The following is a 23,250-nucleotide window of genomic DNA, read 5'->3' on the forward strand; positions in this document are numbered from 1 at the left end:
GGCGAGCAGCAGATGCTCGCGATCGGCCGCGCGCTGATGACGCGGCCACGCCTGCTGATGCTCGACGAGCCGTCGCAGGGCATCATGCCGAAACTGGTCGACGAAATCTTCCAGGCCGTGAAGCGCATCCGCGACGCCGGCATGACGGTCCTGATCGTGGAGCAGCGCATGGCTGAGTGCCTGGAGATCGCCGACCGCGCCTACATCCTGCAAACCGGCCGCCTGCTGATGCAGGGCACCGCCGCCGAGATCAGCACCAATCCGGACGTACGCAAGGCGTATCTGGGGCTGTAGCCGCCGTCATTGCGAGCGCAGCGAAGCAATCCATCCTTCCGCGCACGAGGAGGGATGAATTGCTTCGTCGCTTCGTAGCCCGGATGAGCGCCAGCGACATCCGGGGCAGGCTGTCCCGCATATCGCTTCGCTCATGCGGGCTACGATCATTTATTGAGATCTGGCCTTTGCGGCGGCCAACAACATCTGTTCTACGATTCCTTCAAACTCGCTTCTGGCGATGGGGTCCGTTTTCGCGAACTCCTGGTAGGGTTTGATCGATTTGGGCCACCAATGATGGTGGCGCCCGGCCCTGTCGAGGATAAGAGCGGCTGCTTCGACCTCGGCGTCTGTTGGTCGTCCTCACCAATTCGCGATGTCAGTTGTTTCCGGGTGCTAGTGCCCGTGCTCCGGCAACGTCAGCCCGAACACCCTCGTCAGATCCGCGACCTGTTCCGGTGACAGGTATCGCGGGTTCAACCCGCGCAGCAGCAGATAGAGCTTTGCGGTTTCCTCGAGCTCTTCGGTCGCGAACACCGCCGCCTCCAGCGTGTCGCCCGACACGACCGGGCCGTGATTGGCGAGCAGCACCGATGAATATTGCCCGGCGAGCCCCCTGATCGCGTCGGCGACGGCGGGATCGCCGGGGCGATAATACGGCACCAGCGCGGTCTGGCCGCACTTCATCACGTAATAGGCCGTCATCGGAGGGAGTGCGGCGCGTGGGTCGATCTCGGGCAGCATCGAGAGTGCGACCGAATGGGTGGAGTGCAGATGCACCACGGCGCCGGCGGTGTCGCGGGTCTGGTAGAGTGCCGTGTGCAGCGGCACCTCCTTGGTCGGGGCGTCGCCGGAGACGAGCCGGCCCTGACCGTCGAGCCGCGACATTTTCGCCGGATCGAGGAAGCCGAGCGAGGCGTTGGTCGGCGTCACCAGCCAGCCGCCATCATCGAGCCGGACGCTGATATTGCCCGAGGAGCCCGGCGTCAGCCCGCGTTCGAACAGCGAGCGGCCGAAGCGGCAGATGTCTTCACGAAGCTTTGTTTCGCTCATCCCGTTTCGCTCATGGCGCCATTCATGTCCCGGTTTGTCTCATGCTTTGGCAGCGCGGCCAAGCCGTGATAGGCAAGCCCTCTAAAGCAGCAAAGAACGTTCGAGGGATCGCCGCATGTCCAGTTCCGCAACGCCGCGCGTCGCCGTGATCGGGCTTGGCTCGATGGGATACGGCATGGCGACCTCGCTGAAGCGCAAAGGCTTCGAGGTCACCGGCTGCGATGTCTCGGCCGATGCGGTCAAGCGCTTCGAGGCCGAGGGCGGCAAGGGCGCGACGTCGCCAGCGGAGGCGGCAAAGGGCGCCGATATCATCGTCAGCGTCGTGGTCAACGCCGCGCAGACCGAGACGATCCTGTTCGGCAAGGACGGCGTCGCCGAGACGCTGGCGAAAGACGCGGTGTTCATCTCCTCGGCGACCATGGACCCCGACATCGCGCGACGGCTGGCCAAGCAGCTCGAGGCGACCGGCCGGCATTATCTTGATGCACCGATCTCCGGCGGTGCGCAGCGCGCCGCGCAGGGCGAACTGACGATTCTCGCCTCGGGCAGCGCGGCGGCGTTCGCCAAGGCGCGGCCGGCGCTGGATGCGATGGCCGCAAAACTCTACGAGCTCGGCGATGCCGCAGGGCAGGGCGCCGCGTTCAAGATGATCAACCAATTGCTGGCCGGCGTGCATATCGCCGCCGCCTCGGAGGCGATCGCGTTCGCCGCCAAGCAGGGCCTCGATATCAGGAAGGTCTATGAGGTGATCACGGCTTCCGCCGGCAATTCCTGGATGTTCGAGAACCGCATGCCGCATGTGCTCGACGGCGATTACGCACCGCGCAGCGCGGTCGAGATTTTCGTCAAGGACCTCGGCATCATCCAGGACATGGCGCGCAGTGCGCGCTTCCCGGTGCCGGTCTCGGCCGCGGCATTGCAGATGTTCCTGATGACCGCGGCCGCCGGCATGGGCCGCGACGACGATGCCTCGGTGGCGCGGATGTATGCCCAGGTCACCGGCACCAAGCTGCCCGGCGAGAAATAAGAGGATCCTGCAATGCCCCGCTTTGCCGCCAATCTCACCATGATGTTCAACGAGGTCCCGTTCCTCGACCGCTTCGAGGCGGCGGCGAAGGCCGGCTTCACCGCGGTCGAGTTCCTGTTTCCCTATGACCATCCGGCCGTGGAGGTCGGCAAGCGCCTGAAGGGAGCCGGTCTGACCCAGGCACTGTTCAATCTGCCGCCGGGCGACTGGGCCGCCGGCGAGAAGGGATTTGCCGCGCTGCCGGATCGCTTCAATGATTTGCAGCAGAGCCTGACGACCGCGCTGCCCTATGCGCAAGCGACCGGTGTCAAGCGGGTGCATCTGATGGCGGGGATTGCCGACCGTGGCGATGCCAAGGCCGTCGCCGCGTTCCGCAAATCGGTGGCTTACGCCGCTGAGTTCTTCGCGCCGCATGGTCTCGACGTCGTGATCGAGCCGATCAACCCGCGCAACGTGCCCGGCTACTTCCTCAACGACTTCATGTTCGCGCGCGACCTGATCGACGCGCTGAAGATTCCAAATCTCAAGCTGCAATTCGACATCTATCACTGCCAGATCATCCATGGCGACGTCACCATGCGGCTGCGCGAGATGATGCCGATCATCGGCCACATCCAGATCGCCTCGATTCCCTCGCGCAACGAGCCCGACGGCGAGGAGCTGAACTATCCGTTCCTGTTCGGCGAGCTCGACCGGCTCGGTTACGACGGCTTCGTCGGCTGCGAATACAATCCGCGCGGCAAGACCACTGACGGTCTGGCCTGGTTCAAGCCCTATGCCGGAGTGAAGCCGTGACGCGAGCCGGAAAACTGTCGCTGGGTTGTATCGCCGACGACTATACCGGCGCCTCAGACCTCGCCAACACGCTGACCCGCGCCGGCCTGCGCACGGTGCAGACCATCGGCGTGCCGGCCGACGATCTTGCGCTGCCCGAGGTCGACGCTGTCGTCGTGTCGCTGAAGAGCCGCTCGATTGCAGCCGATGTCGCGGTGACGCGTTCGCGCGACGCCGAGGGCTGGCTGCGCGGCCGCGGCGCCGGGCATATCCTGTTCAAGATCTGCTCGACCTTCGATTCCACCGATGCCGGCAATATCGGCCCGGTGATGGATGCGCTGCGCGCCGATTCCACGGATGCGATCGTGCTGGTGACGCCGGCCTTCCCGGAGACCGGCCGCACCGTCTACCAGGGCAATCTGTTCGTCGGCTCGGTGCCGCTGAACGAGAGCCCGCTGAAGGACCATCCGCTCAATCCGATGCACGATTCCAACCTGGTCCGCGTGCTGGGTCGCCAGAGCAGGACCAAGATCGGCCTGGTCGATCTGGCGACGCTCGCCCGCGGCGCGGACGCGGTGCGCGCCAAGCTGGCCGAACTCGCGCAGGGCGGCATCGGAGCCGCCATCATCGACGCGGTGTTCGACCGCGACCTCGAGACCATCGGGCAGGTGGCGCTGGATCACCGGCTCTCGGTCGGCGCCTCCGGGATCGGGCTTGGATTGGCGCGCGCGCTGGTCGATGCCGGCAACGCCAAGCCTGGTGCGACGGACAGGTTGCTTGAGACGCCGGTCGGCGGCCCGGCCGCCTGCCTCGCCGGCAGTTGCTCGCAAGCGACCCTGCGTCAGATCGCCAGCGCCGAGAAGGTAATGCCGGTGCTGCATCTTGATCCGGAGCGCGTGGTCGCCGGCAAGGACGAGGCGCAGCGTGCGCTGGCCTGGGCCAAGGACCGGCTCGGCGCACGGCCGATCCTGATCGCCAGTAGCTCGACACCTGAGGAGGTCGCAGCTCTGCAATCCCGTCATGGCCGCGATGCGACGGGACATGCCATCGAGCAGGCGATGGCCGACATCGCCGACGGGCTGGTGCAGTCGGGCGTGCGCAGGCTGGTGGTCGCAGGTGGTGAAACTTCAGGCGCCGTGGTCGATCGTCTGCACATTCCGGGCTTCCTGGTCGGCGCGGAAATCGCTGCAGGCGTTCCGGTTTTGCGCGCGGTCGGCGCGCGAGATGGCGACATGCTCCTTGCCCTGAAATCAGGCAATTTCGGCGGGCCGGCGTTTTTCTCGGATGCGCTCGCATTGATGCCTTGAGACGTCTCGCGCGCATCATGTCAGGAGCGTAACGGGTATCTCCGTAGTTCAACGGGTACGCAAATTAACCCTACCTAAGGAGGGGGGCTGGCTTTGATGTCTGCGGCGTCCCGCCGCGCCCACAGCCATTCGATCGGACCTCGCGGGCCCGATACCCAAGAGACCTCACGATGTTCGCCAAATTCTCGATCCGCGCCAAGATCATTGCCGCGGTTGCGTTCCTGCTTGTCGCGCTGAGCGGCATGGGCCTGCTCGCCGTCTGGAATATGCGGGCGATCAACGCCAACACGGTCGACATCACGACCAACTGGCTGCCGAGCGTGCGCGTGCTCGGCGAGTTGCGCGCCGGCGTCATCACCTATCGCAACGTGATCCGCGAGCACATGCTCTCCGAGACGACCGAAACCAAGCTGGCGCAGGAAAAGACGCTGGTCACCGTGGTCGAGATGATCGCCAAGGCCCGTACCACCTACGAGCCGATGATCACGTCTCCGGGGGAACGGGCGCTCTACAATCAATGGGTCGAGACCTGGGACAAGTACCGCAAGGGTACCGAACAGGTGATGGAGCTGTCACGCAAGGACGTCGGCAAGATTCCCCATGACGCGCATGAGCTCAATACCCAGGTCGTGAACAAGATCGGCCTCGAGGCGGACGAAATCCTCAACAAGGACATCGCCTACAACAACACCGGGGCCGACAAGGCCGCGCAGGACGCCACCGACAGCTACAATTCGGCTTTCATGCTGCTCGCGGTGATCCTCGGCGCTGCCGTCCTGATCGGCGTCGGTGTCAGCTTCTACCTGGTTCGTGACGTCTCGGCCGGTATCGCTTCGATCATCACGCCGATGCAGGCGCTGGGCCGCGGCGACCTCACCGCGGACGTGCCGCACCAGGGCGAGAAGACCGAGATCGGCGCGATGGCCGATACCTTGCAGGTGTTCAAGGAGGCGCTGGTCGCGAAGAAGGCGGCGGATGAAGCCGCGGCTGCCGACGCCGAAGCCAAGATCGAGCGCGGTCGCCGCGTCGACACCATCACCCGCAATTTCGAGCAGATGATCGGCGAGATCGTGCAGACCGTGTCGTCGGCCTCGACCCAGCTCGAAGCTTCAGCCTCTACGTTGTCATCGACCGCCCAACGTTCGCAGGAACTGACGACCACGGTCGCCGCTGCGTCCGAGGAGGCCTCGGCCAACGTCTCCTCGGTTGCGTCCGCGACCGAAGAGCTGTCGTCCTCGGTGACCGAGATCAGCCGTCAGGTGCAGGAATCGGCGCGGATGGCCGGCGATGCGGTTGGCCAGGCGCGCACCACCAATGATCGCGTCAGCGAGCTGTCGAAGGCGGCCGCGCGGATCGGCGACGTCGTCGAGTTGATCAACACGATTGCCGGCCAGACCAATTTGCTGGCGCTGAACGCCACCATCGAGGCGGCGCGCGCCGGCGAGGCCGGCCGCGGCTTCGCGGTCGTGGCGTCGGAGGTGAAGGCGCTGGCGGAGCAGACGGCGAAGGCGACCGGCGAGATCGGCCAGCAGATCGCCGGCATCCAGGCCGCGACCCAGGAGTCGGTCGGCGCGATCAAGGAGATCTCCACGACCATCGAACGGCTGTCGGAGATTTCGTCGACCATCGCAGCGGCGGTCGAGGAGCAGGGCGCGGCGACCCAGGAGATCTCCCGCAACGTGCAGCAGGCCGCGCAAGGCACCCAACAGGTTTCGGCCAACATCACCGACGTGCAGCACGGCGCCAATGAGACCGGTTCGGCCTCGAGCCAGGTGCTGTCGGCGGCACAGTCGCTGTCGGGTGACAGCAGCCGCCTCAAGCTCGAAGTCGGCAAGTTCCTCGACGCCGTCCGCGCCGCCTGACGTCATCGAGACATCACAGATCGGACAATGCCCGGCCCTCGCAGGCCGGGCATTTTTCATTGCCGATTCTTTCGGCAACGCTCCGTACTTCAACGGAAGGTCCGGTTAACGATCCGTAGTTCCACGCGCGGTAACTTGCCGCAGCGCGACACTGCCACCGCACGAGATCGCGACATTCACTCCGAACGAGGCAATCGATGATGATCCTGGCGCGCTTCCGTATTCTCACGAAGATTCTGGCGATTGTGGTCGGCCTCTCGGTCATTGCCAGTGCGCTGGCCTATCTCGGGATTTCATCGCTCAAATCGCTGAGCCAGCGCGGCGAGGTCACGGCACACGCGGCGGAACGCGCGCTGCTCTCGGCGCGCGCCAATCAGAGCGTGCTTGCGATTAACCGGGCCGAGTTCCGCAGCGCGCTCGATCCCCGCGACGAGAACCGGATCGCGGCCCGCGGCGTGATCGACGAACAGCTCAAATTGCTCGAGGAACGCCTCGTCGAACTCGGCAAGACCGAGGATCAGCCGACCATCGCGCTGCTGTCCGGCGTGCGGTCGGCGCAGTCGACCTATCAGGCCCAGTTGAAGCAGACGCTCGATGCGGTCGATGGCGCCCGGGCCGCCGACCTGACTGCGTCGGCGGAGAAGCTGCGCGATGCCGCGATGAAGAGCCGTGCGGCGGCGGAAGAGTTGCAATCCAAGGTGCGGGCGGTAGCCGATCGCCAGGATCAGCGGGTCAGGGACAACGTCAAGGCCAATGAGCTTGAGTATACCTCGACCTCGGAGCTGTTGATCCTGCTCGCGGCATCGGGCGTCGTGCTCGGCCTGGTATTCGGCTTCCTCGTCGGACAATACGGCGTCGCCAAGCCGATCCGGGCCGTCGTCGAGCTGTTGCAGCAGCTTGCCAACGGCAATTACGAGGTTGCGGTGCACGGCACCGACCGCCGCGACGAGGTCGGCGACGTGGCCAAGACCGCGCTCGTGTTCAAGGACAACGGCCTTGCCAAGATCCGGATGGAACGCGAGCAGAAGGCCGCCGAGGCGCGCGCCGCTGCGCAGCGCCGTGCCGACATGCTGCAACTCGCCGACGGTTTCGAGCGTGCGGTCGGCGAGATCGTGGAAACGGTGGCGTCAGCCTCGACCGAGCTCGAGGCCTCCGCGACCACGCTGACCTCGACCGCCGAACGGTCGCAGGAGCTGGCGACGACGGTCGCAGCAGCCTCGGAAGAGGCGTCGACCAATGTGCAGTCGGTGGCATCCGCGACCGAGGAGCTGTCGTCCTCGGTCTCCGAGATCAGCCGCCAGGTGCAGGAATCGGCGCGGATGGCGGGCGACGCGGTCGATCAGGCCCGTGCGACCAATGATCGGGTCGGCGAGCTGTCGAAAGCCGCCGCCCGTATCGGCGACGTGGTCGAACTCATCAACACCATCGCCGGCCAGACCAACCTGCTGGCGCTGAACGCGACCATCGAGGCGGCGCGCGCCGGCGAGGCCGGCCGCGGCTTTGCCGTGGTGGCGTCGGAAGTGAAGGCGCTCGCCGAGCAGACCGCGAAGGCGACCGGGGAAATCGGCCAGCAGATTTCCGGCATCCAGGCCGCGACCGAGGCCTCCGTGAACGCGATCCGCGAGATCGGCGCAACCATCGAGCGGCTCTCCGAGATCTCCTCGACGATTGCCGCCGCCGTGGAGGAGCAGGGCGCCGCGACCCAGGAAATCTCCCGAAATGTTCAGCATGCGGCCGAAGGCACCGGCCAGGTCTCGGCCAACATCGCCTATGTCCAGCGCGGCGCCACCGAGACCGGGTCGGCCTCGACGCAGGTGCTCGGTGCCGCACAATCGCTCTCCGGCGACAGCAACCGCCTCAAGCTCGAGGTCGGCCGGTTCCTGGACTCGGTCCGGGCCGCCTGATTCTGCGCAGGCGCGGTTGCGCCATCGGCGTGACGGACCGGACCGGTTCGTCATGCTTTGCATTTTCGCGGGGCAGCGATGCGCTGGCCACGCGTCGCCCGGAATGGTGTCCTTGCCCTGCTCACTCCCAGAGCAGGGCTGTCTCTTTTTGGTGATGATCCGACTGGGATCGCTGGCGCCGCGGCCGGCGCAACCGATCGAATCGCGCTGCCTCACGGGCTATGCCAAGGAAGTGAAGGCGGCCGCGGCTCCACGGGTTGGCGTTTTGCCCGGCATCGGGTAAATCGGCGCCAGCGGATCGGCCTTTTGGAACGCCGATTGCTTTGCCTGGGCGGGCTTTATTTCGGGAATGCTGCTTTTATGATCGCACTGGTCCGTATCGCGCTGAGCCGGCCATATACTTTCGTCGTGCTCGCGATCCTGCTGCTGATTATCGGACCGCTGGCGGCGCTGCGCACGCCGACCGACATCTTTCCCGAAATCCGCATCCCGGTGATCGGCGTGGCCTGGTCGTACACCGGCCTGCCTCCCGACCAGATGTCGGGGCGCATCACGACGCCGTTCGAGCGGACGCTGACCACGACGGTCAACGACATCGAGCACATCGTTGCGAACTCCTACAATGGCATCGGCATCGTCAAGATCTTCTTCCAGCCCAATGTCGACATCCGTACCGCCAACGCGCAGGTCACGGCGATCGCCCAGACCCTGCTGAAGCAATTGCCGCCGGGCGCGACACCGCCGCTGATCCTCAACTACAGCGCCTCGACGGTGCCGATCATCCAGGTCGCGCTGTCGGGCGACGGCCTCACCGAGCAGAACCTCGCCGACATCGGCATCAACCAGTTGCGCACGCCGCTGGTCACGGTGCCCGGCGCCGCGATCCCCTATCCGTATGGCGGCAAGCAGCGCCAGGTCCAGATCGACCTCAATTCGACCGCGCTGCAAGCGCGCGGCCTGTCGGGGCAGGACGTCGCCAATGCGCTCGCCGCGCAGAACCTGATCACGCCGGTCGGCACCCAGAAGATCGGCAACTTCGAATACACCATCAACCTGAACAACTCGCCGCTGAAGATCGAGGAACTCGGCGACCTGCCGATCAAGACCGTCAACGGCGCGATGGTCTATATCCGCGACGTCGCCACCGTCCGCGACGGCAACCCGCCGCAGACCAACATCGTCCATGTCGACGGCAACCGCTCGGTGCTGATGATGGTGCTGAAGGCCGGCGCGACCTCGACGCTCGATATCATCTCCGGCATCAAGCAGAAGGTGATCGAGGTCAAGGACCAGATGCCGGACGCGCTCAAGATCGGCTTCGTCGGCGACCAGTCGGTGTTCGTCCGCGGCGCCATCACCGGCGTCGCCTTCGAAGGCGTGATCGCGGCGCTCTTGACCAGCGTCATGATCCTGCTGTTCCTCGGCAGCTGGCGTTCGACCGTCATCATCGCGGTGTCGATCCCGCTGTCGGTGCTTGGCGCCATCATCATGCTGTCCCTGATCGGCGAGACGCTCAACATCATGACGCTCGGCGGCCTCGCGCTCGCGGTCGGCATCCTGGTCGACGACGCCACGGTGACGATCGAGAACATCAACTACCATCTCGAGCAGGGCAAGCCGGTCGAGCAATCGATCCTCGACGGCGCCAACCAGATCGTGACGCCGGCGTTCGTCTCGCTGCTGTGTATCTGCATCGTGTTCGTGCCGATGTTCTTCCTGTCAGGCGTCGCGCGCTTCCTGTTCGTGCCGATGGCCGAAGCGGTCATGTTCGCGATGATCTGGTCGTTCATCCTGTCGCGCACTTTGGTGCCGACGATGGCGAACTATCTGTTGCAGCCGCATGTCCATCACGAAGGCGCGCCGCCGAAGTCGCGCAATCCCTTGGTCTGGTTCCAGCGCGGCTTCGAAGCGCGGTTCGAGCGCATCCGCGGCGGCTATCACGGCCTGCTTGCGATGGCGCTCGGCCACCGCAAGGTGTTCGTCGGCGGCTTCCTCGCGGTGGTCGCCGCGTCGTTCCTGCTGGTGCCGTTCCTCGGCCGCAACTTCTTCCCGTCGGTCGATGCCGGCAACATCCTGATGCATGTCCGCACCCAGGTCGGCACCCGCGTCGAGGAGACCGCCAACCAGATGGCGGATGTCCAGAAGGCGATCCGCAAGCTGATCCCGGGCGAGATCGAGACCATGACCGACAACATCGGCATGCCGATCTCCAGCATCAACCTGACCTACAACAACACCGGCGTGATCGGTCCGCAGGATGCCGACATCCAGATCAAGCTGAAGGAAGGTCACAAGCCGACCGAGGAGCATGTGCGCACGCTGCGTGAGCAATTGCCGCGGCTGTTCCCGGGCACCAGCTTCTCCTTCCTGCCCGCCGACATCGTCAGCCAGATTCTGAACTTCGGTGCGCCGGCGCCGATCGATTTACAGATCCGCGGCGCCAATCTCGAAGGCAACTACGCCTATGCCAACAAGCTGCTGGCGAAGATCAAGCGCATTCCCGGCATCGCCGACGCGCGGATCCAGCAGTCGCCGAACAATCCGACCTTCAACATCGATGTCGATCGCACCCGCGCACAATATGTCGGCCTGACCGAGCGCGACGTCACCAACGCGCTGGTGGTCAATCTGGCCGGTTCGTCGCAGGTCGCGCCGACCTACTTCCTCAACCCCGACAACGGCGTGTCCTATTCGATCGTGATGCAGACGCCGCAATATCAGATCGACTCGCTGAGCGCGTTGCAGACCTTGCCGATCACCGCGACCGGCAACACCCAGGCGCCGATCCTCGGCGGCATCGCCGACATCAAGCGCGCGACCTCGAGCGCGGTGGTCTCGCAATACGACATCCAGTCGCTGGTGCAGATCTACGCCACGACGCAGGGCCGCGATCTCGGCGGCGTCGCGACCGACGTGCGCCAGCTGATCGCCGATACCGCCAAGGAGGTGCCGAAGGGCTCGTCCGTGGTGCTGCTCGGCCAGGTGCAGACCATGAACTCGGCCTTCACCGGTCTGTTGTTCGGCCTGCTCGGCGCGGTCGTGCTGATCTACTTCCTGATCGTGGTGAACTTCCAGTCCTGGTCGGATCCGTTCGTGATCATCACGGCGCTGCCGGCGGCGCTGGCCGGCATCGTCTGGATGCTGTTCACCACCCAGACCACGCTGTCGGTTCCGGCGCTGACCGGCGCCATCATGTGCATGGGCGTCGCGACCGCCAACAGCGTGCTGGTGATCAGCTTCGCCCGTGAGCGCTATGAGGAGCTTGGCGACCCCGTCGCGGCGGCACTGGAGGCCGGTTTCGTCCGCTTCCGCCCGGTGCTGATGACGGCGCTGGCCATGATCATCGGCATGGCGCCGATGGCGCTGGGGCTCGGCGAGGGCGGCGAGCAGAATGCGCCGCTGGGCCGCGCCGTGATCGGCGGCCTGATCTTCGCCACCTTCGCGACGCTGATGTTTGTTCCCGTGGTATTCAGTATGGTACACAAGAAGCAAGGCGCCAAAGTCGCCGCCTCATCGGAGATTCCGCATGCAGCCCACTGAACAGCGCCCCCCGGTGTCCGGCCGGAAATTGGGCATATTCGGCGTGGTTGCACTGGTCGGCGCAGGACTGATCGTCGGCACCGGAATCCGCGCCCGTGAGGAGCAGGACAGCAAGCTCAAGCAATGGACCGATGAGCAGGCCGTTCCCACCGTCGCCGTGGCGTTGCCGAGCGCCAAGGCGCTGAGCCCGACCATCGATCTGCCGGGCCGGCTCGAAGCCTATTCCCGCGCACCGATCTTCGCGCGCGTGTCGGGTTATCTGAAGAGCTGGGACGTCGACATCGGCGCCCGGGTCAAGGCCGGTCAGGTGATCGCCGAGATCGAGGCCCCCGACCTCGACCAGCAATTGTTGCAGGCGCGCGCCGATCTCGCCAGCGCCCAGGCCTCGGCCAAGCTGTCGGAGGCGACGCTCGCCCGGCGCAAGACGCTGGTGGCCTCGAACTTCGTCTCCGCCCAGGAGATCGACGAGCGCACCGCCGACCTCTCCAACAAGAACGGCGCGGTCAGGGCCGGTCAGGCCAATGTCGAGCGGCTGGAAGCGCTCGCCGGCTACAAGAAGATCACGGCGCCGTTCGACGGCGTGGTGACTTCGCGCGATACCGACGTCGGCGCGTTGATCAATGCCGGCGGCGGCTCGGGCCCCGCGATGTTCACGGTCTCCGACATCGCCAGGCTGCGCGTCTACGTCAACGTGCCGCAGAACTACGTCCCGGCGATCAAGATCGGCGCCAAGGCCACGCTGAGCCTGCCGGACTATCCGAACCGCACCTTCCAGGCGACCGTGGAAGCCTCCTCGCAGGCGGTCGATGTCGCCTCCGGCACGACGCGGATGCAGCTCGGGCTCGACAACTCCTCCGGCGAACTGATGCCGGGCAGCTACGCCAGCGTGAAGCTGAACCTGCAACGCGAATCGACGCCGCTCAGCATTCCTGCCAGCGCGCTGATCTTCAACGGCAACGGCCTGCGGGTCGCGACCGTCGGTCCCGACGACAAGGTGCTGTTCAAGACGGTGAAGATCGGCCGCGACCTCGGCAAGGAGATCGAGATCGCAGCGGGCCTTGCGCCTGACGACCGCATCATCACCGCGCCGCCGGACGGTCTCGCCGACGGCGATCATGTCCGCGTCACCGGTGTCGGCGCCAAGGGCAAGCCGACCACCGCCTCTGAAAAGCAGGACGCGAAGGGGTAGGGCGCGCGGCGTCTCTCACTCCGTCATGCCCGGGCGTGTCCCGGGCATTTTCGTTTCGAGATCCGATCAAGCCGGATGCGTAGGGTGGGCAAAGGCGCGAAAGCGCCGTGCCCACCGTCAAGTACACTGCACGCGATGGTGGGCACGCTTTCGCCTTGCCCACCCTGCCAATTCAGTCGCTCAGCCAACCCGCCATTCCGGCACGCCGTCAGCGGCGGTGACGATGTTGCCCGTGGTGCCGACCGGGGTGCGGTCGAGATTCTGCAGATGCGCCAGCGTTGCGGTGTCGCTTGCCGGGATGCGGCCGAGGCTGCGGCGGCCGTCGTCGGTGCGCAGCATGGTGACGCCGTGCTCGACCTCGCCATTGGCGCGATAGATCACGGTGAAGGCCTCGACCTTGCCTTTGCCTGTCGCCTCGGCGGTGAAGTCAGGCACGTCGCGGCGATGCCGGTCCGCCTCCGCCTGCACGCTGGTGTCCTGCTTGAGTGCTGATGTCGGCGCCGCGCGCGACAGCACCAGGCCGTGATGCTTGGTGACGAAGCCGCCCTGGCCGTAGAGCAGGCCGAGCGTGCCGCCGCTGCGCAGCTTGCGCACCATCGCGCAGGCCGAATGCGTCATGTAGGTGTTGAGCGGCGCGCCGAAGAACGTCAGCCCGCCTGTCACGGTCGGCTGTACGTCGGGCCCAAGGCCGAGCGTCCGGCGCGCCATCTTGGGCACGCAGGGGAAACAGCTATAGAGTTCGATCGCGTCGAACTTCTTGCCGTCGCCGCCGACCAGATCCATCACCGCCTTCAGCACCGCGGTCTGCGCGTGGCTCTCGACGAACTGGTCGCGGATCAGGTAATCGCGCGGCTCTTCCGCCGAGGCGCCGCCGAGCGGATAGATCAGCCTGTCTTCGGGCACGCCCGCGGCGCGCGCCTTCGCCAGGCTGGTCAGGATCAGCGCGCCGCCCATGTTCACCGTCGGGTTCGCGACCATCAGCTTCGTATAGGGCCACGCGATCATCCGGTTGTCCGGCGTCGCGGTCGTGATCTCGTCGCCGGTGAATGTCTTCTTCAGCCAGGAGTTCGGATTGTCGGCGGCAACCCGCGCATAGGTCGACCACAGCTCGCCGGATTCCTTCAGCGCCTCGCGCGGCGTCTGGCCCCAATGCGCCGAGGTCGCGGACTCATAGAGCGGATAGACCGTGATCGGCCTGAACACGCCGAGCGTCACGGCAAGCGGCTTCTGGAACGCGGCGCCGCGCTTGGGCTCCTCGACGTCATGCGCGAACGGCGTCCAGGGCAGTTCGACGCCGGCGCGCTGCGCCTTGGTCGCGGTCGACTGCGCCTCCGCGCCGCAGACCGCGGCCACGCTGCATTCGCCGCGCGCGATGCGCTGCGCCGCTTCGTGCAGATAGCGGATCGGGCTCTCGCCGCCGACCGGGCCGTAATAGAGATGCGCCGGCGCGATGCCGAGCCGCTGCGCCAGCTGCTTCTCCGGATCGCGGTAGCGCCAGCTCAGGAAGTTGACGACGTCGAGCGACTGCACGTCGGCGAGCAGCTTTGCGCCGCTGTCGGCCTCGGCGCGCTTCAGCGCCTCCTCGAGCAAGGTGAGCGGCTCGAGGCCGGCTGCGATGTCCTTCGGACGATCGACGATCTCGCCGACGCCGACGATGACGGGAATACGGTCTTCGGGGATATGAGATGTTGTCATTTCTTCTTGCTTCACTTTCTAAATCTTCGCCACGCCGCCGCCCTTCGAGGCCTCCGCTGCGCTACGGCACCTCAGGGTGACGGCTACGGGCACAGCGTCATCCTGAGGTGCTCGCTCAGCGGCGCACTAGCGCGGCTGAGCGAGCCTCGAAGGATGGGCCGCATACTCTCTCTACTCCGCCACCAACGCATTCATGTGCTCGACGGCCTCGACGAAATCTTCCTTGAACTCCTGCACCACGGCGCCGGCGGACTTGACGCTGTCGACCAGGCCGACGCCCTGGCCGACGAAGTAGCTGACGAGATCGCGCGCCTTCTCGTTGCCGGCCTCGGCGGCGCGGTCGATGGCGTTGAAGGCGTCGCGGCTGATGATGCTTTGCAGCGGCATCGGCAGCGCGCCGGGGCTTTCCGGCGAACGGTCCCAGGCGTCGGTCCAGACCGAACGGAGTTGCCGCGCGGGCTTGCCAGTGCGGCCCTTGGAGCGGATCGCGTCACGCGAGGAGGCCGCGATCATCTTCTCGCGGAAGATCTCGGAGGTCTCCGACTCCACGGTGGCAAGCCACACCGAGCCGGTCCAGGCGCCGGCCGCGCCCATTGCCATGCAGGCGGCCATCTGGCTGCCGGTCATGATGCCGCCGGCGGCGAGCACCGGCACGTCGCGGATCTTCTTCACCGCCTTGATCACCTCGGGCACCAGCACCATGGTCGAGACCTCGCCGCAATGGCCGCCGGCCTCGGTGCCCTGCGCGACCAGGATATCGACGCCGGCCGCGACCTGGCGCAGCGCGTGCTCCTTGGAGCCGATCAGGGCTGCGACCGGCACGTTGTGCTTGCGGCCCATCTCGATCATCGCCCGCGGCGGCACGCCGAGCGCGTTGGCGATCAGCCTGATCGGATGGCGGAACGAGACCTCGAGCAATTGCAGCGCGGTCTCGGCATCGAACGGTTGCGGCTGGTTGTCGGCGACGCTCTGCGCCGTGAGCTCGATGTCGTATTTCTTCAAGAGATTGCGGGTGAAGTCGCGGTGCTCCTTGGAGACGCGTTTCTCCAGGCTCTTCCAGGTGACGTTCTTCTCGCCGGCGGTCGAGATGTTCTCGGGGATCAGCACGTCGATGCCGTAGGGCTTGCCGTCGACATGCGCGTCGATCCATTTCAATTCCTGCTCCAGCGTTTCCGGCAGGTACCGGGTCGCGCCGAACACGCCGAAGCCGCCGGCGCGGCTGACCGCTGCGACCACGTCGCGGCAATGGCTGAAAGCGAGCAGGGGGAATTCGATCCCCAGCATGTCGCAGATCGGTGACTTCATGGATTGGTTTTCTCCCGCCGGCTGCTTCTTGTGCTTGTTGGCATCAGCCCCTGCAACGCTAGCGCATCACGGTCAGCGAAGCCAAGCGGGTTTCGGCCTCGGCGATCTTGCGTACAGGCGCTGCTTGGCAGCATCGCGCGCAGCGCATTCCGCTGGGTAGAAAATGCGATCGCGTGGGCTGGGCAAAGCGGAACCTGCCCACCATCTAGTGCAGACATGCGGATGTGCACGGCGGTTGCCGCGCCATGGAAAAACGTCAACCCGGGAGCCAACCACGTGACCGACACCCCTGCCTACGAGCCGCCGAAAGTCTGGACCTGGAACAAGGAAAGCGGCGGCCGCTTCGCCAGCATCAACCGGCCGATCGCCGGTCCGACCCATGACAAGGAGCTGCCGGTCGGCCGCCATCCGCTGCAACTCTACTCGCTGGCGACGCCGAACGGGGTGAAGGTCACCGTGATGCTGGAAGAGTTGCTGGCTGCCGGCCACACGGGTGCGGAATACGACGCCTGGCTGATCAAGATCGACGGCAACCAGTTCGGCAGCGGCTTCGTTGGCGTCAATCCGAACTCGAAGATCCCGGCGCTGATGGATCGCAGCGGAGCGGAGCCGATCAGGGTGTTCGAGTCGGGCTCGATCCTGGTCTATCTGGCGGAAAAATTCGGCGCGTTCCTGCCGACCGACGTCAAGACCCGCGCCGAAACCTTCTCCTGGCTGTTCTGGCAGATGGGTGCCGCACCCTATCTCGGCGGCGGCTTCGGGCACTTCTATGCCTATGCGCCGACCAAGATCGAATATGCCATCGACCGCTTCGCGATGGAGGTGAAGCGCCAGCTCGACGTGCTCGAGCGCCGGCTCGCCGACAACGAATATCTCGCCGGTGACGTCTACACCATCGCCGACATGGCGGTGTGGCCCTGGTATGGCGGGCTCGCCAAGGGCCTGCTCTACGGCGCCGGCGAATTCCTCTCGGTGCAGGACTACAAGAACGTGCAGCGCTGGACCGACGCGATCGCGACACGGCCCGCGGTGAAGCGCGGCCGCATGGTCAACCGCACCTGGGGCGAGCCGTCGAGCCAGCTCCACGAGCGCCATGACGCCAGCGATTTCGAGACCAGGACGCAGGACAAGATCGGGGAGCCGGCGTCGTCGTAAAGTTGCTGATACGCTGCGATCTCTCGGTGAAATTGGTCGTGCCCGGCCTTGTGCCGGGCATCCACGTCTTTGTTCACCGGAGACGAAGACGTGGATGGCCGGGACAAGCCCGGCCATGACGAAGTGTGGGATGCAGTAGGGCAGATTAGCTCAATAAATCGTCATACTCCGGGTTCTTCTTCATGAAGCCCTGGATGAATTCACATTTCACGACGAGCTTGATCTTCTGCGCATGCACGGCGTCGAGCGTGGCGCGGGCGAGCTTGGAGCCGATGCCGCGGCCGCCAAGCTCCGGCGGCACTTCGGTGTGGACCAGCGTGATCGTATCCGGCGTCTTGCGGTAGACCACGAAGGCGATGTGGCCGTCGACGGCGAGCTCGAACCGGCTCTGCGCCGCGTTGTCGTGGAATGCTTCAGTCATCGTTTCTCCTATTTCGTCTTTGCGCCTTCGGCTGCGGGAAACGCCACGCGGTCGTCGGTGCGGCAGTAGCGGTCGGCGAACATGCGGCCGATCGGGTGATAGCGATCCATATGAACGCGCATCGCGTCATCGTCCCACAATTCGTCGCGGATGTGGAAGTGAATGCCTTCGCCCATGATGAGCTCGCGGTCGCCGTTGACGTCGATCAGCTTCCAGGTCCTGCACTCCATCGCGAACGGCGCGTCGGCAAGCCGGGGCACCGCGATCTTGCTGGACGGCGCGAGCTTGAGGCCGAGGTAATCAGGTTCGCCGATCTCGGGCGGAAAGTCGCCCGAGCTCTCGTGCATGGCGCGCGCCAGGGGCTCGTCGGTCAGGTTGACCACGAATTCGCCCAGGCGCTGGATGTTGACCATGGTGTCCTTCTCGCGTCCATCCGGCCGACGATTGACCGCGAACATGCAGAGCGGCGGATCCTCGCAGAACACGTTGAAGAACGAGAACGGTGCCGCATTGACCACGCCGTCCGGGCCGAGGCTCGTGACCCAGGCGATTGGCCGCGGCAGCACGAAGGAGGTCAGCACCTTGTAGCGTTCGCGCTGGGTCAGGTCGCTTGCGGCGTATTCCATGGGATGATCCGAAATGGCGGAGCAGGTTGTCGGAGCGTAACCCGCCGCCGCCCGGCCGCAAAGCAAAAGGCGGGCTAGCTTGCGCTAACCCGCCTGACAGACTTGTTGTTGCTTTCTCACCTCGCCCCGCTTGCGGGGAGAGGGGGAAAATGAGCTGTTACGTCATGCTCAGTTCGTGGCGGCCGACCACCATCCAGTGCACCTCGTCCGGACCGTCGGCGAAGCGGAGATGGCGGACGTCCTGGTACATCTCGCCGAGCGGCGACCACTGCGAGATGCCGGTGGCGCCGTGCATCTGGATCGCCTGGTCGATCACCTTGCAGGCGCGCTCGGGCACCATCGCCTTGACCATCGACACCCAGACGCGGGCTTCCTTGTTGCCGAGCACGTCCATCGCCTTGGCCGCCTTCAGCACCATCAGCCGCATCGCCTCGATCTCGCAGCGCGCCTGGGCGATGATCTGCATGTTGCCGCCGAGATGGGCGATCTTCTTGCCGAACGCTTCGCGGGTTAGGCCGCGCTGCACCATCATGTCGAGCGCCTTCTCGGCCTTGCCGATGGTGCGCATGCAGTGATGGATGCGCCCCGGTCCGAGGCGGACCTGCGAGATCTCGAAGCCGCGGCCCTCGCCGAGCAGCATGTTCTCCTTCGGCACCCTGCAATTGTTGAAGCGCAGATGCATGTGGCCGCGCGGCGCGTGGTCGTGGCCGAACACGTGCATGGGCCCAAGGATCTCGACGCCGGGGGTGTCGATCGGCACCAGGATCTGCGACTGCTGCTTGCTGGGTGCGGCATCGGGATTGGTCTTCACCATCACGATCATGATCTTGCAGCGCGGGTCGCCGGCGCCGGAGATGTAGTACTTCTCGCCGTTGATCACCCACTCGTCGCCGACCAGCTTCGCGGTGGTCGAGATGTTCTTGGCGTCGGAGGAGGCGACGTTCGGCTCGGTCATTGCGTAGGCCGAGCGGATCTCGCCGTTGAGCAATGGCTTCAGCCACTTCTCCTTCTGCGCCTTGGTGCCGACCCGCTCCAGCACTTCCATGTTGCCGGTGTCGGGCGCCGAGCAGTTCATGGTCTCGGACGCCAGCGGGCTCTTGCCGAGCTCGGCGGCGATATAGGCGTAGTCGAGGTTGTTGAGGCCGTCGCCGGTCTCGGCGTCGGGCAGGAAGAAGTTCCAGAGGCCGACTTCCTTGGCCTTGTCCTTGGCCTTCTGCAGGATCGCGAGCTGCTCGTCGGTGAAGCTCCAGCGGTTGGTCTTCTTCTCGCCGGCGCGATAGAACTCGACCGACATCGGGTCGACGGTGTCGCGGATGAACTGCTTCACGTGGTCGTAGAGCGGGCGAACCTTGTCCGACATCCGGAGGTCGTTGAGCTCGTCGCCCGGGTTGAGCGTGTAGTTCGTGGTGCGCGGCACATAGGCATGTTTCATTGTCTTTTCTCCCTCGCGAAGGCGCGTTTCGCGGCGGACAATAGACGCGTGCGGCGCGAAGCGCGAGCACCGATTTCGCACCGTCGCTACCGCATCGCGGAATATCGCGACGGCGTTTCAAACGTTGTTTGAACGCCGCCGCTCACGACACGTGCCGGATCGTCAGGTCATCCGATGCATCGCGCAGATCTTGTTGCCGTCGAGATCGCGCAAGTAAGCGAGGTAGAGCTTGATGCCGCCGCCTTCCCGCACGCCCGGCGGATCCTCGATAGGCTTGCCGCCGTTGGCGACACCGGCCGCGTGCCAGGCATCGACCTGCTCGGGCGAAGCGCAGGCAAAGCCGATCGTGCCGCCATTGGCATGGGTCGCCGGTTCGCCGTCGATCGGCTTGGAGACCATGAAGATGCCGGCCTTGGTGAGGTACATGATGCGGTGACCGTCGACCCGGGCCGGCCGGACATCGATCGTACCGAGCAGTGCGTCATAGAACGACTTGGCCTTGTCCAGGTCGTTGGTGCCAACCATCACGTGTGAAAACATCTGAAATATCCTCCCTCTTGGTTATGAAAGCCGCCTTGTTGCGCCCTTGCGGTTGGAACGCTTAGCAGCAGTTTTATCGCAACGGAAGCGACGCGGCGTCGCGTGGTGTTCGCACTCGTCATTCCGGGTTCGCGCTTTGCGCGCCCCGGAATGACGTGGGGAGGAAATGCTGCGCCCTCTGTTGCGGAGGAGGGCGAGTAGACGCAAGACTCGGACGCGATCACGCCGCGAGGATGTGGGTGTATGTTTCACAGGTCGCGCAACAAGATCAGTGTCGTCCTGGCGAAAGCCCGGACCCATTACCCCGATCGCCAATTGCCGCACGACGCCGGGGCCGCGATCCCGATCACAAGCGAACGCGGTGGTTATGGGTCCTGGCTTTCGCCAGGACGACAGTCGTGATTGTGGACGCAGCAGCGCATTCAGAACGCGGTATACCCGCCGTCGATCACGAAACAATCCGCCGTATGATAGGACGACGCCTTGCTCATGAGGTAGACGGCGATGCCGCCGAAATCGCTCGGTTCGCCGAAGCGGCGCACCGGGATGCGCGGCATCACGTTGGCGACGAACTTGTCGTTGGCCATGATGCCGGCGGTCATGTCGCTCTTGATCCAGCCGGGCAGGATCGCGTTCGCGGTGACGCCGTGGCGGGCGAGCTCGACGCCGAGCGCGCGGCACAGCGCATTCAGCGCGGCCTTGGTGCCGGCATAGTGCTCGTTGCGCGCGGTGCCGAACAGCGAGGCGAGGCTCGAGGTCGCGACCAGCCGGCCGAACTTGTCGCCGGCCTCGGACCGCTCGGTCATGTGGCGTGCCGCAGCCTGGAATACGTGGAACACGCCGTCGAGATTGGTCGCGAACATCCGCCGCCATTCCTCCTCGGTGCGGTCGATGAAGGAGCGGCGTCCGCCGCCGCCGATGCCGGCATTGGCGAAGCAGCCGTCGACGCGGCCGAAGGTGTCGAGGGTTGCCTTCATCGCGGTCTTGACCGAACCGGGATCGCTGACGTCGCAGAATTGCGTGGCGACCTTGCCGGGGCCGGCCTTCATCGAGGCGGCGGCGTTGGCGTTTTTTTCCGCGTTGCGGCCCCAGATCGCGACGTTGCAGCCGGCGGCGTTGAGCGCCTGCGCGATGCCGAGGCCGATGCCGCCATTGCCACCGGTGATGACAGCGACGCGGCCGGTGAGATCGAAGATGCCACTCATTGGGGTTTCCATTTGGTTTGGTGCGCGCTAATCACGCGTTCACGGATGGGCTTGCCATCGACCATGGACAAGCCCGGCACAAAAATCAAATATGGGTCCAGATACAGGTCGACCCATCGACCTACTGCGGTACCAACCGCCGCAACAACGTAAAGAGGAAACCATGCAGTTCAAGCACGTCACGCTCGACTTCGACGGATCGGTCGCGATCCTCAAACTCGACCATCAGGAAGTCATGAACGCAGTCTCGATCGACATGCTGGGCGGCCTTGCCGAGGCGCTCGATGCGATCGACGACAAGCGCGACGAGGTGCGCTGCCTGGTGATCACGGGCACCGGCCGCGCCTTCTGCACCGGTGCCAACCTGCAAGGCCGCAACCAGCAGCAGAAGCCCGGCCGGAGCAACGCCGGCGCGGCGCTGGAGACCGCATTCCATCCGTTCCTGCGCCGATTGCGTAAGCTGCACTGTCCGATCGTGACGGCGGTGAATGGCCCGGCGGCCGGCGCCGGCATGAGCTTCGCGCTGATGGGCGATCTGATCCTGTGCGCGCGCTCGTCCTATTTCCTGCAAGCGTTCCGCCGCATCGGCCTGGTGCCGGATTGCGGTTCGACCTGGCTGTTGCCGCGGCTGATCGGCAAGGCGCGTTCGGTCGAGCTGTCGCTGCTCGGCGAGCGGCTGCCGGCCGAGAAGGCGCTGGAATGGGGTCTCGTCAACCGCGTCTATGACGACGCCGCGCTGATGGAGGAGACCATGAAGCTCGCGCATGATCTCGCCAACGGTCCGACGATCGCGCTGTCGCTGATCCGCAAGCTGTATTGGGACAGCCCGGAAAACACCCTCGAGGATCAGCTCAACCTGGAATGCGAGTCGCAGCGGATCGCGGGCCGCGCCGAGGATTTCAAGGAAGGCGTCACCGCATTCCTCGAAAAGCGGCCGGCGAAGTTCAAGGGCAAATGATCGAGACCGAACTCAGGCGCTGCGTCGCCGCGTTTCATCCGGGCGCGACCGGCGTCACCGGCGCGGCAAAGCTCTCCGGCGGCGCCAGCCAGGAGACCTGGACGTTCGACATCGTGCACCCCGACGGCACGATCGGCGCGATCCTGCGCCGCGCGCCGCCGGGCTACGGTGCGGCGCCCGGCCGCGCCGCCGGCCTCGACGCCGAGGCCACGCTGATGCAGCTCGCGCATGACGCGGGCCTGCCGTCGCCGAAGGTGATGCACGTCTTGAGGCCGGAGGATGGCCTTGGCCGCGGCTTCATCATGGCGCGGGTCGAAGGCGAGACCATCGCGCGGAAAATTTTGCGTGACGAGGAATACGCCAGCGCGCGGCCGATGCTGGCGCGCCAGCTCGGCCGCGTCATCGCCGGCATTCACGGCCTGCCACAGGCGCGGCTGCCGAAGCTGCGCGGTCTGACGGCGACCAAGGAGATCGAGGATCTCTCCCGCGAATATCACAGCTTCAACTGGCCTCGGCCGGTGTTCGAGCTGGCATTGCGCTGGCTGCGCGATCACGATCCCGGACCATCGTCCGAGGTGACGCTGGTGCATGGCGATTTCCGGCACGGCAATCTGATCATCGGGCCCGACGGGGTGCGCGCGGTGCTCGACTGGGAGCTCGCGCATACCGGCGATCCGATGGAGGATCTCGGCTGGATCTGCGTCAATTCGTGGCGCTTCGGCGAGATCGACAAGCCGGTCGGCGGTTTTGGCACGCGCGAGGATCTGTTCGCTGGCTACGAGGAAGCCGGTCGCAAGGCCGACCCCGACCGCGTGATGTTCTGGGAGGTGATGGGCACGCTGCGCTGGGGCGTGATGTGCTGCGGCATGATGCAGCGCTTCCGCGCCGGCCCTGACCATTCGATGGAGCGCGCGATGATCGGGCGACGCGCATCGGAGACCGAGATCGATCTGCTTAGGCTACTTGCACCGAGAGGTCGTTGAG

Annotated in this window: 18 protein-coding genes and 1 pseudogene; 11 read left to right on the top strand and 8 right to left on the bottom strand. The window is 65.4% G+C overall.

Features of this window, described 5'->3' with window-relative positions; all coding sequences use genetic code 11:
* A pseudogene (locus B2W55_RS08705) lies at window positions 1-294 on the top strand (ATP-binding cassette domain-containing protein); the annotation flags it as partial.
* A gap of 375 nt (window positions 295-669) precedes the next feature.
* Here B2W55_RS08705 and B2W55_RS08710 read toward each other — a convergent pair.
* Complete coding sequence (locus tag B2W55_RS08710) at window positions 670-1,326, bottom strand: aldolase (RefSeq protein ID WP_024579371.1); 657 nt, start codon at window positions 1,324-1,326, stop codon at window positions 670-672.
* A 115-nt stretch (window positions 1,327-1,441) separates the two neighbouring features.
* Between B2W55_RS08710 and ltnD the strand changes: the two genes are divergently transcribed.
* From ltnD to B2W55_RS08745, 7 genes are all read left to right on the top strand, one after another.
* Complete coding sequence (ltnD, locus tag B2W55_RS08715; protein ID WP_024579372.1) at window positions 1,442-2,353, top strand: L-threonate dehydrogenase; 912 nt, start codon at window positions 1,442-1,444, stop codon at window positions 2,351-2,353.
* A gap of 12 nt (window positions 2,354-2,365) precedes the next feature.
* The gene (otnI, locus tag B2W55_RS08720) at window positions 2,366-3,148 is read left to right on the top strand and encodes a 2-oxo-tetronate isomerase (RefSeq protein WP_024579373.1); all 783 of its coding nucleotides are present in this window, start codon (window positions 2,366-2,368) and stop codon (window positions 3,146-3,148) included.
* On the top strand, window positions 3,145-4,434 hold the full coding sequence (gene otnK, locus B2W55_RS08725; RefSeq protein WP_024579374.1) for a 3-oxo-tetronate kinase: 1,290 nt from the start codon (window positions 3,145-3,147) through the stop codon (window positions 4,432-4,434). Before otnI ends, otnK begins: the two co-directional genes overlap by 4 nt.
* A 170-nt stretch (window positions 4,435-4,604) precedes the next feature.
* Entirely contained in the window at window positions 4,605-6,296 is a 1,692-nt protein-coding gene (locus B2W55_RS08730; RefSeq protein ID WP_024579375.1) for a methyl-accepting chemotaxis protein, read from the top strand.
* Window positions 6,297-6,493: 197 nt separating this feature from the next.
* Window positions 6,494-8,200 (top strand): methyl-accepting chemotaxis protein, encoded by a 1,707-nt coding sequence (locus B2W55_RS08735; protein ID WP_024579376.1) that lies wholly within the window; start codon window positions 6,494-6,496, stop codon window positions 8,198-8,200.
* Between the two features lie 360 nt (window positions 8,201-8,560).
* Window positions 8,561-11,740, top strand: coding sequence for an efflux RND transporter permease subunit (locus B2W55_RS08740; protein WP_024579377.1), 3,180 nt, complete (start codon window positions 8,561-8,563; stop codon window positions 11,738-11,740).
* On the top strand, window positions 11,727-12,929 hold the full coding sequence (locus B2W55_RS08745; RefSeq protein WP_024579378.1) for an efflux RND transporter periplasmic adaptor subunit: 1,203 nt from the start codon (window positions 11,727-11,729) through the stop codon (window positions 12,927-12,929). The genes B2W55_RS08740 and B2W55_RS08745 overlap by 14 nt, the downstream gene beginning before the upstream one ends.
* 180 nt (window positions 12,930-13,109) lie before the next feature.
* On the opposite strand, the gene B2W55_RS08750 is transcribed toward B2W55_RS08745, so the two are convergent.
* Both B2W55_RS08750 and B2W55_RS08755 read right to left on the bottom strand, forming a co-directional pair.
* Window positions 13,110-14,624: an acetyl-CoA acetyltransferase gene (locus B2W55_RS08750; RefSeq protein WP_024579379.1), complete on the bottom strand. Its 1,515-nt coding sequence runs from the start codon at window positions 14,622-14,624 to the stop codon at window positions 13,110-13,112.
* Between the two features lie 171 nt (window positions 14,625-14,795).
* A complete protein-coding gene (locus tag B2W55_RS08755) occupies window positions 14,796-15,929 on the bottom strand; it encodes a nitronate monooxygenase (RefSeq protein ID WP_024579380.1) in 1,134 nt (377 codons plus the stop codon).
* A 276-nt stretch (window positions 15,930-16,205) separates the two neighbouring features.
* Between B2W55_RS08755 and yghU the strand changes: the two genes are divergently transcribed.
* Window positions 16,206-17,084, top strand: coding sequence for a glutathione-dependent disulfide-bond oxidoreductase (gene yghU / locus B2W55_RS08760; RefSeq protein ID WP_024579381.1), 879 nt, complete (start codon window positions 16,206-16,208; stop codon window positions 17,082-17,084).
* Between the two features lie 145 nt (window positions 17,085-17,229).
* Here yghU and B2W55_RS08765 read toward each other — a convergent pair whose 3' ends face one another.
* The 5 genes from B2W55_RS08765 to B2W55_RS08785 form a co-directional block, all read right to left on the bottom strand.
* Complete coding sequence (locus B2W55_RS08765; RefSeq protein WP_024579382.1) at window positions 17,230-17,505, bottom strand: GNAT family N-acetyltransferase; 276 nt, start codon at window positions 17,503-17,505, stop codon at window positions 17,230-17,232.
* 8 nt (window positions 17,506-17,513) lie between these two features.
* The gene (locus B2W55_RS08770) at window positions 17,514-18,131 is read right to left on the bottom strand and encodes a flavin reductase family protein (protein ID WP_024579383.1); all 618 of its coding nucleotides are present in this window, start codon (window positions 18,129-18,131) and stop codon (window positions 17,514-17,516) included.
* Between the two features lie 157 nt (window positions 18,132-18,288).
* Entirely contained in the window at window positions 18,289-19,563 is a 1,275-nt protein-coding gene (locus B2W55_RS08775; RefSeq protein WP_024579384.1) for an acyl-CoA dehydrogenase family protein, read from the bottom strand.
* 162 nt (window positions 19,564-19,725) lie between these two features.
* Entirely contained in the window at window positions 19,726-20,103 is a 378-nt protein-coding gene (locus tag B2W55_RS08780; RefSeq protein WP_024579385.1) for a VOC family protein, read from the bottom strand.
* 422 nt (window positions 20,104-20,525) lie between these two features.
* Entirely contained in the window at window positions 20,526-21,308 is a 783-nt protein-coding gene (locus tag B2W55_RS08785; protein ID WP_024579386.1) for an SDR family NAD(P)-dependent oxidoreductase, read from the bottom strand.
* A gap of 163 nt (window positions 21,309-21,471) precedes the next feature.
* On the opposite strand from B2W55_RS08785, the gene B2W55_RS08790 reads away from it, so the two are divergent.
* Together B2W55_RS08790 and B2W55_RS08795 are read left to right on the top strand one after the other, a co-directional pair.
* The gene (locus tag B2W55_RS08790; protein ID WP_024579387.1) at window positions 21,472-22,266 is read left to right on the top strand and encodes an enoyl-CoA hydratase/isomerase; all 795 of its coding nucleotides are present in this window, start codon (window positions 21,472-21,474) and stop codon (window positions 22,264-22,266) included.
* A complete protein-coding gene (locus tag B2W55_RS08795; RefSeq protein WP_024579388.1) occupies window positions 22,263-23,249 on the top strand; it encodes a phosphotransferase family protein in 987 nt (328 codons plus the stop codon). The genes B2W55_RS08790 and B2W55_RS08795 overlap by 4 nt, the downstream gene beginning before the upstream one ends.
* The last annotated feature ends 1 nt before the right edge of the window (window position 23,250 follow it).

The organism is Bradyrhizobium sp. UBA2491 (genome assembly GCF_002341725.1).
Lineage (GTDB): Bacteria > Pseudomonadota > Alphaproteobacteria > Rhizobiales > Xanthobacteraceae > Bradyrhizobium.